General features: G+C 52.1%; 11 protein-coding genes. 7 read left to right on the forward strand and 4 right to left on the reverse strand.

Going from position 1 to position 11973, the window contains the following annotated elements; genetic code table 11:
- The first annotated feature begins 109 nt into the window (after nt 1–109).
- The 5 genes from BZG81_RS13720 (at nt 110) to BZG81_RS13745 (ending at nt 5287) form a co-directional block, all read left to right on the forward strand.
- Nucleotides 110–472: a hypothetical protein gene (locus BZG81_RS13720; protein WP_077677643.1), complete on the forward strand. Its 363-nt coding sequence runs from the start codon at nt 110–112 to the stop codon at nt 470–472.
- A gap of 705 nt (nt 473–1177) precedes the next feature.
- Nucleotides 1178–2089 (forward strand): 3-keto-5-aminohexanoate cleavage protein, encoded by a 912-nt coding sequence (locus BZG81_RS13730; protein WP_077677645.1) that lies wholly within the window; start codon nt 1178–1180, stop codon nt 2087–2089.
- Nucleotides 2086–3042, forward strand: coding sequence for an L-carnitine dehydrogenase (locus tag BZG81_RS13735; RefSeq protein ID WP_077677646.1), 957 nt, complete (start codon nt 2086–2088; stop codon nt 3040–3042). Before BZG81_RS13730 ends, BZG81_RS13735 begins: the two co-directional genes overlap by 4 nt.
- Complete coding sequence (locus tag BZG81_RS13740; protein WP_077677647.1) at nt 3042–3503, forward strand: thioesterase family protein; 462 nt, start codon at nt 3042–3044, stop codon at nt 3501–3503. Before BZG81_RS13735 ends, BZG81_RS13740 begins: the two co-directional genes overlap by 1 nt.
- Nucleotides 3504–3730: 227 nt before the next feature.
- Complete coding sequence (locus BZG81_RS13745; RefSeq protein WP_198533661.1) at nt 3731–5287, forward strand: BCCT family transporter; 1557 nt, start codon at nt 3731–3733, stop codon at nt 5285–5287.
- Between the two features lie 80 nt (nt 5288–5367).
- On the opposite strand, the gene BZG81_RS13750 is transcribed toward BZG81_RS13745, so the two are convergent.
- Complete coding sequence (locus tag BZG81_RS13750; protein ID WP_198533662.1) at nt 5368–6315, reverse strand: GlxA family transcriptional regulator; 948 nt, start codon at nt 6313–6315, stop codon at nt 5368–5370.
- A gap of 296 nt (nt 6316–6611) precedes the next feature.
- Here BZG81_RS13750 and BZG81_RS13755 point away from each other — a divergent pair, with 296 nt between their 5' ends.
- Nucleotides 6612–7985 (forward strand): hemolysin family protein, encoded by a 1374-nt coding sequence (locus tag BZG81_RS13755; RefSeq protein ID WP_077677650.1) that lies wholly within the window; start codon nt 6612–6614, stop codon nt 7983–7985.
- Entirely contained in the window at nt 7982–8998 is a 1017-nt protein-coding gene (locus BZG81_RS13760) for a CNNM domain-containing protein (protein WP_077460092.1), read from the forward strand. The genes BZG81_RS13755 and BZG81_RS13760 overlap by 4 nt, the downstream gene beginning before the upstream one ends.
- A 147-nt stretch (nt 8999–9145) precedes the next feature.
- Here the strand turns inward: BZG81_RS13760 and metQ are convergent, their stop codons facing one another.
- From metQ to metN, 3 genes are read right to left on the reverse strand one after another with little or no spacing between them, the layout of a single operon-like run.
- Entirely contained in the window at nt 9146–9961 is an 816-nt protein-coding gene (gene metQ, locus BZG81_RS13765; RefSeq protein ID WP_077460093.1) for a methionine ABC transporter substrate-binding lipoprotein MetQ, read from the reverse strand.
- 54 nt (nt 9962–10015) lie between these two features.
- Nucleotides 10016–10702, reverse strand: a complete 687-nt coding sequence (locus tag BZG81_RS13770; RefSeq protein WP_021023981.1) for a methionine ABC transporter permease — start codon at nt 10700–10702, stop codon at nt 10016–10018.
- Nucleotides 10692–11726 carry a methionine ABC transporter ATP-binding protein MetN gene (gene metN / locus BZG81_RS13775; protein ID WP_021023982.1) on the reverse strand — a complete coding sequence of 345 codons (1035 nt, stop codon included), beginning with the start codon at nt 11724–11726 and terminating at the stop codon, nt 10692–10694. The genes BZG81_RS13770 and metN overlap by 11 nt, the downstream gene beginning before the upstream one ends.
- Between the last annotated feature and the right edge of the window lie 247 nt (nt 11727–11973).

An 11973-nucleotide genomic window follows, 5' to 3' on the forward strand; every position in this document is an offset into this window, starting at 1 on the left:
ATGAAAACACACAATTATTTTTACGAAACTTGAGTAAAAAACCATGTCTTTTATTACATTCATAATATTGCTCTGTATGTCATTTACTAGTAGTGCAGGAGAAAGAACTATGTGGACTTGGAAGGATGACAGTACGATTACTACCCCAAGAACAATAAATATGAATCGTATAGAGGTAAAAGTTACCCCCTCAAAAGAAATTTCCAATGTATACATCTATACTGTTGGTTCAAAAGATCAATGTAGTGCTTTTGATAATCAATACAATATAGCTATGAACGGCATCAAGGTTCATACAACTGCGAAATGTGAAGAATTTATGTTGTTTGATAATCCTGCAACTAAGCTAGCTTTTTACCCCTCAAATAAAAATGAGTTGAAAGTAGTTACAGAAATGTTATTTGGAGGGCGGATAACTGTATTTGGCGACACGTTCTACACTAAGGAGTTTAAGGCCTTATTTTTAAATTAGTAAATAATTTCGTATTTCGTCGATTGCGATCGCTCGTTTGAAAGTGTCGCTTGGGACTAGATAATCTTCTGCTCGGGAGTGCTTTGGCTCCTTTCACGCTTTGACTCTTTAAACAGTAAAGAAAAAATTGTGACGTTTAGTACGAGATCATAAATGAACGTTGACATTAAGTCGCTTGGGTTTTGCTCTGAGTATTTAAAATACGGGTATAAATAAGACACTAGGGTGATCAATACTGAGAAAACGGCGAGAAAAAGAAGTTGCTTTCGAGTGAATAACGAAACCCCTTTGTAAATAGAAAACAAAGCAATTAACACAAAATAGCTAATGAACATACCCGCGGAGTTTATCCCCTTTTCAATAAAGTCACCAATGTACTGATAGCCGCTTGCAATTGATAGCGCTAAGATAACCACGTAAAAAGTGATGACTGAAAGATACTTATCTGACTTCACAATGCGTCCTCATTAACTTGATTGCCGCCAGAATACACGCTTAATGCCTGCCTATTAATAATGGTTTGATCTTTTTTTGAATGAGCTTCACGCAATGATTAAGTAGTGAGCCCGCTATTCACGTCCACCAAACCCCTCGATACTCCCTACAATGTCTCTTTATGCGTATTTTATGTCGCCTAGTGTCAAGTCATGACGTGTTATTCCCGACACACTGTGGCCAGTTTAATCAAGCGACAAGAGGCCGAACATGAATCGCAGCGTCATTCTTACCTGCGCCGTCACCGGTGCGGGCGATACCACGGGCAAAAACCCCAACGTGCCAATCACGCCAAAACAGATTGCCGATAACTGTATTGAGGCGGCGCGTGCTGGTGCCAGTGTCGCTCATATTCACGTGCGTGATCCTGAAACGGGCGGCATTAGCCACAACATTGATCACTTCCGTGAGGTGATGGAGCGCGTTCGCGAATCAGACGTCGATATTGTCATGAACATCACCGGTGGTGGCGGCGGTGATTGGGTGCCAGATGCTCAAGACCCAAGCCGTGGTGGCCCGGGCACCGATATGCAAACCCCAGCGGAGCGTCATGCGCCAGTGGGCGAGCTATTGCCTGAGCTGTGTACCTTAGATTGCGGCAGCCTGAATTTTGGCGACATGGTGTACATCAACACCGCTAACTGGCTACGTGAGCAAGCCCGTATGGTGCAGGCCGCGGGCGTGAAGGCCGAGCTGGAGTGCTTTGACTTAGGCCACGTGTGGTTTGCTCGTCAGCTACAAAAAGAAGGTTTGCTCGAGGGCGATCCGTTGTTTCAGCTGTGTTTAGGCATTCCTTGGGGCGCGGAAGCGGACACCGAAACCATGCTGGCCATGCGCAATAAGCTGCCTGAAAACGCCAACTGGGCGGCGTTTGGAATTGGTCGCCATCAGATGCCGATGGTGGCGCAAGCCATGTTGCTGGGTGGCCATGCGCGCGTGGGCTTGGAAGATAACCTTTATCTGGAAAAAGGGGTGATGGCGACCAACGGCGGCTTGGTAGAAAAGGCGAGCACCATCATTGAAAACCTTGGCGGTCGCATTATGACGCCCGCACAAACGCGCGCCGCGCTGAAACTGGTTGATCCTAAAACCGGCAAGCCGGTTGAAGGAGGTGACCAATGAGCAAGCAGTTAGCGGTCATCGGCACTGGCGTGATTGGTAATGGTTGGATTGCGCGCGCTTTGGCGCAAGGCTGGAACGTGGTTGCCTATGACCCTGACCCACAAGCGCCCACTCGCACCCGTGCGTTCGTGGCCAATGCCTGGCCATCGTTAGAAAAGCTGGGCCTTGCCGTCGGTGCGGATCCTGCTCGGTTAACCTTTGTTGATAGCCTTGAGCAGGCGGTGAAAGAGGCCGACCTGATCCAAGAGAACGTGCCGGAGCGCATTGATATAAAGCGTGAGACCTTGTCGGCAATTGATGCGGCCGCGGCGCCAAGCGCGATTATTGGCTCATCGACCTCTGGCTTTAAACCTACCGAGCTGCAGACGGATTGTCATAACCACCCAGGGCGGGTGATGGTAGCGCATCCATTCAATCCGGTGTATTTGTTGCCGCTGGTTGAATTAGTGGGCGGCGAAGCCACTCAATCGGATCATATTGACTGCGCCCATGCACTTTACCAAGCACTAGCAATGCGTCCTTTGGTGGTTAAGCGTGAAATCGAGGGGCATATTGCTGACCGCTTGATGGAAGCGCTATGGCGTGAAGCCTTGCACCTGGTGAACGATGGGGTGGCCACCACCGAAGAGATTGATGCGGCAGTGGTTTACGGCTGTGGCCTGCGCTGGTCACTGATGGGCACCTTCTTAACTTTCCACCTAGCCGGTGGCGATCAGGGTATGCGCCATATGCTAGAGCAATTCGGCCCGGCGCTAAAACTGCCGTGGACCAAGCTGGAAGCGCCTGAGCTGACCGATGAGCTGATTGATAAAGTGGTCGCAGGCTGTGAACACCAAGCCGCGGGTCGTCCCGTCTCTGAGCTAGACCGTCGCCGTGACGCGTTTTTGGTCGAGCTTTTAGACTTGGCGCAGAAGTATTGGCCAGAGGCTGAAGGCTTGGAAGGGCGCATCTAATGGCACTATTAACGATAGACGTCGCGCCAGAATGGGTCGATTATAACGGGCACATGAACGATGCCGAGTATGCGCGCGTGTTCTCGCTGGGTGTCGATGCGCTAATGGCCACCATTGGCTTGGATGACGCCGGCCGCACCCAGCATGGCTATACCATTTATACCCTAGAAACCCATTTGTGTTACCGACGTGAGGCGCATCAAGGCCAGACCTTGGTGGTCGACGTGACCGTGTTAGCGCGTGATCAAAAGCGCCTGCACGTGTTTATGCAAATGTGTGATAGTCAAGGTGAGGTGCTGGCCACCAGCGAGCAGATGCTGATGGGCATCGATACGCAAACCGGTCGCCCCGCGCCTTTTCCAGATGTTGTGGCCAATCTCATCGAGGCACTGCCTTGCGCGGTTGAGAGTGATTGGCCCGAGAGTGCCGGCCGTCGTATCGGGTTACCCAAGCGGTATTGAACGACGCTGCTATCGGGCGCTAAAGAGTTATCAAGTCCCGCTCAGTAGAGGCTGAGCGGTTAACGGGATCGCCGGCCCGACTTCCGGCTCAAGGAGGATTTATTATCGCTACGCCAACCCCACCACACTCACCCAAGCGTCGTGACAGCCACCAGGCTGAAACATCGACCGATTATACCGTCACCGAGCTTGCTCAGGATGGCTTCTTTCAGGGCATGCATCGTGGCATGACCATTTGCTCTGCACTGCTGGTGCTGGCTTTTGTGCTGTTTACCGGCTTTCAATCGGAGACGGCCAGCGTCCTGTTTGGTGCGACGCGCACCTGGATTGAAAGCACCTTTAGTGGCTACTACCTGGTCACTGTGATGCTGTTATTGACCGTGTGCGGTTTTATCGTTTTCAGCAAGTACGGCAATGTGCGCCTCGGCCCTGACGACAGCCGTCCGGAGTTTAGCAACTTCTCTTGGTTCTCGATGCTGTTCTCTGCTGGCATCGGTATCGGCATCCTGTTTTTTGGGGTGGCCGAACCCATTTTTTACCTCGATAACACCGGCGGATTTGGTTATCCCAACAATCCCCACGCCGATATGGCAGGCGCGGCCGCCATTGGTTACGAGCGTGCCATCGATGCGCTGCGGGTCACCGTGTTCCACTGGGGGCTGCATAGTTGGGCTATCTACGTGATTGTCGGCATGTCGCTGGCGTATTTTGCCTACCGTAAGCAACTGCCACTGGCGCTGCGCTCGGCGCTTTACCCTTTCATTGGCGAGCGCATTTACGGCGCTTGGGGGCATCTTTTCGATATCCTCGGTGTACTGGGTTGCGTGTTCGGCGTCGCGACCTCGCTCGGTCTCGGCGTCAGTCAAATGGCGGTGGGGCTGGAGCGCCTGATCGGTATCACCTCCGGTTTGTCGACGCAGTTGATCTTGATTGCAGTGATTTCGGCGATCTCGATTGTGTCGGCGGTATCCGGGGTGCGCCGTGGGATCCGTATTATCTCCCAGATGAACATTTGGGTGTCGGTGTTTGTGGTTGGCGTCTTTTTAATTGGCGGCCCCACACTGTGGTTGTTCGGCGCGTTTGGTGAAACCTTACTCGACTATGCGATTAACTTTATCCCAATGGGGCTGTGGTTTGCTGATGAGCCGGGCACGGTGGAGTGGCAGCAGGCCTGGACCATTTTCTATTGGGGCTGGTGGCTGGCTTGGGCGCCTTTTGTTGGGCTATTTATCGCGCGTATTTCCAAAGGGCGCACCCTGCGTGAGTTTGTGCTGGGCGTGTTATTTGTGCCCACCTTACTGATCTTTGTCTGGCTGGTTATCTTCGGTGGCAATGCCATCTACCAAGAGCTGTATGCCAGTGGTGGCGTCGGCAGTGCTGGGATTATCGATTTGGTGAACGCTTGGGAGCTTCCCGCCGCATTATTTGCCGCAGCGGATGGGATCGTAGGTTCTGGGATGTTCGGCTGGATACTCTCAGCCCTGATGGTGTTCTTGTTGATGAGCTGGTTTGTGACCTCGTCTGATTCAGGCACCTTAGTGCTGACGACGATTTTGTCACTGGGTGATGAAGAGCCACCGAAGCGTTTCCGGGTGCTTTGGGGCGTGGTGATTGGCTTAGTCGCTGCAACGCTGCTGATGGCCGGCGGCCTTAAAGCGCTACAAACAGCATTGATCGCCGCGGCCTTGCCACTGAGCGTGGTGATCCTGGTGATGACCGCCGGGGTGCTGATCTCACTGTTTGGTGAATCGCGCCGCTCGCTCGTCGCGGCTAAAAAAAGCTAGCCGCGAAACAAGCTGCTCATTCCGTTGCCGATTAAGGTGGTGGGGTGAGCGGCTTTTTTATCTATCTTGTTTTTCTTCTTTTACTGGCTTTGGGTTTTGCGCATTTGACGCGGTGACACGCCGTAATGGGTGCGAAACGCGCGGGAAAAACTCGAGCTTGAGCTAAAGCCACAGGCCAATCCCACCGTTAACACATCGAGATCGGTTTCTTTAAGCAAGTAACGGGCACGATCTAGCCGCAATCCCAAATACCAGCTGCGCGGCGACTGATTAAGCTCGCTGTCAAAAAGGCGTTGTAGGTGACGCAGCGAGATACCACTGCGCTCAGCGACTTCTGCCAAGGACAAGGGCGATTCTATATGGCGCTCCATCACATCCACCGCTTCGACCAGACGTCGTCGATGGGTGCCCAAGCGGCGCGCTAACGTCATTCGCTGCTGATCGCGTCGAGTACGAATGCGCTCATGTACCAGCTGCTCGGAGACGTCGATGGCCAATTGGGTGCCGTGGCGACGCGCTATCACATCGAGCGCCATATCCATCGCTGCTGCGCCCCCTGCGCAGGAGAAGCGCCGCGGTCCCAGTTCAAACAGCTCATCTGAGGTTCTCACCTCTGGGAAGCGCTCTTGAAACGAGGGCAAACTTTCCCAATGCAGGGTGACCCGCTCGCCCTTGAGCAGATCGGCAGCGGCCAACAAAAAGCAGCCGGTATCGAGTCCGCCCAGCACGCAGCCTGCCGCATCAAGACGGTGCAGCCAACGCATCAAAGGACGACTAAGGTAAGCTTCAGGATAAAAACCGCTACAGACCGCGAGTGAGGGAAGATCATGCACGGCGTCGATGGCTGTGTCGGCCAGCAGTGACATGCCGTTGGACGCCGTCACCGGCTTGCCGTCTTCACTGATCATTTGCCAATCAAACAGCGATTCGCCGCTGATCTGGTTGGCTATACGCAATGGCTCGACAGCAGAGAAAAAGGCCATCATCGAAAAGCGGGGGAGTAGTAGAAAACCGAGGCGTTCCGGCATTGGACCTGTGTATTCAAGGCGCATGATCACAAATGAACAAAGAATGGTAGAAATAATGATGAGGGGCGGCCACTGGCCGGGTCAAGCTAAGCCCACCATTTTCCTGAAAAAAAGCACAGACGCTCTTGGCTACCAAATGCGCGACGGTGAGGTGTACAAAAATTAACTAGACTGTATCGATATCACCAGAATATACTCCAATTCCTCTTTCTACATAAGGCATATTTTGTGGATCCAACACGCGTCGATTGTCACTCCCCTTCACTGGTACGTTGTCACCAACAAAGGACGCAGTCATGATTGAACCTATGATTACCCTCCTGCTCGGTCTTTTCTTTATCTTGTTAATTATTGCCGCTAATGGCTACTTTGTGGCGCAAGAGTTTGCCTATATGGCGGTCGATCGCGCCAAGCTTGCGACCTTAGCTGCGACGGGCGATGCGTCGGCCAAACGGGCGCTGGCGGTGACAAAACGGACGAGCTTTATGCTATCTGGCGCGCAGCTTGGTATCACGGTCACCGGCTTGGTGTTGGGCTTTGTTGCCGAGCCGTTGGTCGGCGAGTCGATGGGGGTATTATTGCAACGGCTTGGACTGTCGTTGGAAACGGGGATCGCGATTGGCACCATGGCGACGCTTGCGGTGGCGATGATTGTGCAAATGATTTTGGGTGAGCTCTACCCGAAAAACTTAGCCATTGCCAATGCTGAACCCATGGCGCGTATGATGTCGCGGTCGACACTGATTTATATGTCGGTGTTTGGTTGGATCATCAGTTTCTTTGATAAATCCGCCAACCTGGTGCTGCGGATGGTGGGGATTCAACCGGTGCATGATCTTGATATGAGTGCCTCAGAAGACGACTTACACCATATTATCGCCGACTCGCGAGAAAGCGGGGATTTGCCGGTGGAGTTGTCACTGATGATGGATCGGATCCTGGATTTTCCAGCGCGCGATGTTGAGCATGCAATGGTGCCGCGTTCGCAAGTTGATTGGGTGTCGCCAGAAACCAAGCTGTCCGAATTGTTGGCGCTGATGGCGCAAGCCCACACCCGTTATCCTGTGCTTGATGATAATGATGCGCCGGTGGGCGTGGTTCACCTGTCAGACGTCCTCGCGAAAACAGAGGCGGATTCAAATGATACCGTGGCGTCAGTGATGCGTCCTGCCAGTGTTCTCCCCACATTAATGCCGTTGCCAAATGCGCTAGATCAGTTGGTGCGCACGACCAATCAACTGGCGTGTGTGATTGATGAATATGGCGGCTTTGCTGGTGTGTTAACGATTGAAGATTTGGCCATGGAGATCGTGGGAGAAATTACCGACGAGCATGATAGTGATCATGCCGAGGCGGTTATCCCTGAAAGTGACAATGTCTGGTTGATGGATGGTGATGTGCACATCGACGAAGTGGAGCGTGCGATTGGCTATGATCTGCCGCGGGACGATGTCGAAACCATTGCAGGGGTATTGATTGCGGCATGTGGCGCATTGCCAGCCGTAGGGGATACGGTGACCATCGCGCTGCCGATTGATCCATCCGAACTGGCGGAGAGTCAGCCGATCGTGCGTCATCTTGAGGTGGATGTGTTAAGCATTGAGCGACATATCCCCACGTCAGTGCGGGTTACGCTTATCGAGCAGCCCATTGCGGAGGATAACCAATGACCGATCCTTTGATGGTTAGTGTTGTCACGCTGGCTTTGATTGTATTGAGTGGCTTTTTTGTCATTATCGAGTTTGCCTTGATGGGTGCGCGTCGACATCGTCTGGAAGAAATGGCGGTTGAGAGTGGGTCGGCGCGGGCAGCGCTGCGTGGCATGAATGATTTGACCTTGATGCTGGCAGGGGCGCAATTAGGGATCACTTTTTGTACCTTTGCACTCGGGGCGGTCACCAAGCCGGCGGTAGATGTATGGTTAGGGCCCGTCTTTCTCGCGGTTGGCTTACCCGCTTGGGCGGCTGATGCGGCGGCCTTCGGGTTTGCGCTGTTCGTGGTGACATTTTTGCACCTCGTCGTGGGTGAGATGGCACCGAAGTCTTGGTCGATTGCTCATCCAGAAAAGTCAGCACTGGCAATCGGTGTTGTCTCGCGTGCTTATGTGTGGCCGTTACGTCCGTTACTTCGCTGGGTCAACCGTATTGCCAATCGCTTGGTGAAAGCCTCAGGGGTTGAGCCAGTAGAAAGCGCCGCGGTAGGGGGACAAGATATTCAAACCATTCGTCAATTGGTTGAACACTCGGGCAAAGTCGGCACCTTGCAACCAGCGATTCAACGACAATTGTCGGGGTTGATCGATCTGAGCTCGATTGCGATCGAAACCTTGGTCACCCAGGGACAGGTGATGGCACATGTTGATAAACATGCAACGGTCGCAGAGGTGCGCGCTGTCGCCGTGTCGTCAGGGCATCTGCGTATTTTGGTGTTTGGTAACAAAGGGCTTAAGCCATTGGTGGTTCACGTCCGGGATACGCTACTCGAACCGGCAGACCGACTCGCACGCGATGTCGCTCGCAATGCCTATGTTTTGGATGCCAACACCCCCATCTACGAAGCGCTAGCGCGCATGCGTGAAGCCAGCGTTCAGCTTGCGGTGGTGAGTAAAGAGGGGGAAATGATTGGCGTGGTGACGCTTGCGGATATTTTAAAACGCGTGCTTCCCGTCACCGCTGCAAGTTAAAAGACAGTGCGCCATGATTAAAAAAACGCCACAAGTGATTGTGGCGTTTTTATTGCTTTCGTTTCTATTGCTATCGTTTTTATTGCGAACGATGGTGACGAGATTTGATGCCTCCACCGGGGCGCTGATGTTTTTCGAGCGGTTGACTTACCAGCCTTTCACCACCGCGCCGTCAAAGATTTCCATCGCCGCGTTGTAAACCGCGTCAGTTTGGTAAGCTTTAACAAACGTCTTGACGTTTTCTGCGTCTACGTTGTCTTTGCGGGCTACAATCAGGTTCACGTAGGGTGAGTCCTTCCCTTCAACAAACAGGCCGTCTTTGCTTGGGGTTAGGCCGATGCCAGCGGCAAAGGTATTGTTGATGATGGCAATATCCACGTCTTCCAGTGAGCGAGGCAGTTGTGGGCCTTCCAGTTCAATAATTTCAATGTTTTTGGGGTTTTCAACGATATCGAGCTTGGTAGCGCTGATGCCAGCACCTTCTTTGAGTTTTAGGATGCCTTGCTGCTCCAGCAGTAGTAATGAACGGCCGAGGCTAGCAGGGTTATTCGGCACGGCAATTTGCCCGTCTTCTGGGAGATCGGCCACGCTATCTAACTTATAAGAATAGGCCGCAATCGGGTACACAAAGGTGTTGCCTGCAATCGCAAACTCGTAGCCGCGATCTTTGATTTGCGCGTCTAAGTAAGGTTTGTGCTGAAAGGCATTCACATCAACCGATCCATCGTCGAGTGCCGCGTTGGGCGACACATAATCGGTAAAGGTGATCAGCTCAACGTCGAGGCCTAACTTCTTGGCTTCTTTTACTGCGTGCTCGGCCACTTGTGCTTCTTCGCCTGCCATCACGCCCACGGTGATGCTGTTGGCATCGCTAGCGGCTTGCTCTTTTTCTCCGCACCCGGTGAGTAGGAGTGTGGAGGCGAGGCCTAAGGTGGTTAAAAGTGTTTTAATGGTGGTCTTCATTGTCTGTCTCCCTTGATAAGATTGTCCGTCGTTTACGGTAAGTGTTGTGTTTTATTATCGGTGATCGGTTCGGCGTACCAAGTAATCGCCTAAAGATTGTATGGCTTGTACCAGCACGACTAGCATGACAACGGTGATCAGCATAACCGTGGTATCAAAGCGCTGGTAGCCATAGCGGATACCGACATCGCCTAGGCCGCCACCGCCCACGGCTCCAGCCATAGCAGAGTAGCTGACGAGGGTGACCAAGGTAATGGTTGCGCCATTAATAATGCCAGGTAGCGCTTCGGGTACGAGTACTTTATAGATAATTTGCAAGGGGGTAGCGCCCATGGCTTTGGCTGCTTCTTCTAGTCCCGGTGGCAGCTCTAAAAGCGCTGCTTCGACCAGACGTGCAACGAAAGGGATGGCGCCCACTGTCAGCGGGACAATTGCTGCCGCTGTTCCAATCGAGGTGCCGACGAGCAGGCGGGTAAAGGGAATAATCGCAACCAACAAGATAATAAAGGGGATCGAGCGACCAATATTCACCACCGCGCCAAGCGCTTGATTAAACTTGGGTTGCGCTAGCAGCCCCCCTTTTTTGGTGACGTGTAGCATCACACCTAATGGGATCCCAATGGCAAAGCCTATCAGGCCGGAGGCAAAGACCATATACAGAGTTTGACCTGTGGCTTCGGCAAGCAAGTTAAGCAGGGCGTTGTTTTCGTTGACCCAATTTATAAGTTGATCAATCAACATAGCCAAGTACCTCCGTGTTGACATGGTGCTGGTTGAGATAGTGGATGGCGTCTTCGACCGCTTTTTTCGGGCCCATAATCTCTGCCAGTAATAAGCCGAATTTGACGCCGCCAGCGTAGTCGATATCAGAGCTTAAAATGCTGATGTCGATATCAAACAGCCTTGATATTTGACTGATCAATGGATCATCCACGGTAGCGCCGGTAAATTCTAGGCGCACCAAGGGGTAGCTGCCGTCAAAGTAGGTATCTTTTAAGCGTTGGGCATAGTCATAAGGCACCGATAAATCCAAGGTTGAGCGGATAAATTGTTTCGCTAAGTCGGATTTTGGATGGGCAAATATGTCGCCCACCGGGCCAGATTCAACCAATTCACCGTCACCAATAATGGCAACGTCGTGACAAATGCGCTTCACCACGTCCATTTCGTGGGTGATCAATAAAATGGTTAGGTTGAGCTTTTCATTAATGGTTTGTAGCAGTGACAAAATCGATTGTGTCGTAGCAGGATCCAGTGCGCTTGTGGCTTCATCACACAATAATACATCTGGGCTTGGCGCCAGTGCGCGCGCAATCGCGACACGTTGTTTTTGTCCGCCACTGAGGCTAGCCGGATAGACATGACGCTTATCGGCTAAACCGACTAAATCGAGTAACTCGGTGACTCGGGTTTCGATCGCGTCACTGCTCGCGCCGCTCAGTTCAAGCGGTAGAGCGATGTTGTCGAAGACCGATCGCGATGACAGTAGGTTAAAGTGTTGGAAAATCATCCCGATTTGACGGCGAGCTTGGGTTAGATCGCGATTGGATAACGCGGTGAGGTTAACGCCTCCTACCTTTACCGTGCCGCTGGTTGGGCGCTCGAGCAGGTTAACCATTCGGATCAGCGTACTTTTGCCGGCACCAGAGGCACCTATCACACCAAATACTTTTCCTTTCGGGATAAATAAGTTGATGTCGTTAAGGGCATGAATTCGGCGCTCCCCGAGTTCGAATACCTTGTTGAGTTTGGATATCTCAATCATCACATGTCCTTGGCGATAAATTTGATCACAGCCGACTGACTCAGCGGTCTATCCCGCGCTCTTGCTGTCGTTCTGGTTATTGATGCTATGAGTTAGGTAAAATGAAGTCAATGGATATTTTTACTTCTGGACGTCTAAATGGCAATAAGGCTAATCAGTTGGTTATAAATAAAACAGTCAACGAGATCTTAAGCATGCTTGATCTCATCGACTAAAGCGTGTTCACTAATAGCCTTTCTAACCCTTT

Origin of the sequence: Salinivibrio sp. MA607 (genome assembly GCF_001996245.1) — a bacterium.
In the GTDB taxonomy this organism is placed as follows: domain Bacteria; phylum Pseudomonadota; class Gammaproteobacteria; order Enterobacterales; family Vibrionaceae; genus Salinivibrio; species Salinivibrio costicola.

Bases quoted from the DNA above. Each gene is read 5' to 3' on its own strand.
- BZG81_RS13720 (WP_077677643.1), top strand. From the start codon at position 110: ATGTGGACTTGGAAGGATGACAGTACGATTACTACCCCAAGAACAATA.
- BZG81_RS13730 (WP_077677645.1), top strand. From the start codon at position 1,178: ATGAATCGCAGCGTCATTCTTACCTGCGCCGTCACCGGTGCGGGCGAT.
- BZG81_RS13735 (WP_077677646.1), top strand. From the start codon at position 2,086: ATGAGCAAGCAGTTAGCGGTCATCGGCACTGGCGTGATTGGTAATGGT.
- BZG81_RS13740 (WP_077677647.1), top strand. From the start codon at position 3,042: ATGGCACTATTAACGATAGACGTCGCGCCAGAATGGGTCGATTATAAC.
- BZG81_RS13745 (WP_198533661.1), top strand. From the start codon at position 3,731: ATGACCATTTGCTCTGCACTGCTGGTGCTGGCTTTTGTGCTGTTTACC.
- BZG81_RS13750 (WP_198533662.1), bottom strand. From the start codon at position 6,315: ATGCCGGAACGCCTCGGTTTTCTACTACTCCCCCGCTTTTCGATGATG.
- BZG81_RS13755 (WP_077677650.1), top strand. From the start codon at position 6,612: ATGATTGAACCTATGATTACCCTCCTGCTCGGTCTTTTCTTTATCTTG.
- BZG81_RS13760 (WP_077460092.1), top strand. From the start codon at position 7,982: ATGACCGATCCTTTGATGGTTAGTGTTGTCACGCTGGCTTTGATTGTA.
- metQ (WP_077460093.1), bottom strand. From the start codon at position 9,961: ATGAAGACCACCATTAAAACACTTTTAACCACCTTAGGCCTCGCCTCC.
- BZG81_RS13770 (WP_021023981.1), bottom strand. From the start codon at position 10,702: ATGTTGATTGATCAACTTATAAATTGGGTCAACGAAAACAACGCCCTG.
- metN (WP_021023982.1), bottom strand. From the start codon at position 11,726: ATGATTGAGATATCCAAACTCAACAAGGTATTCGAACTCGGGGAGCGC.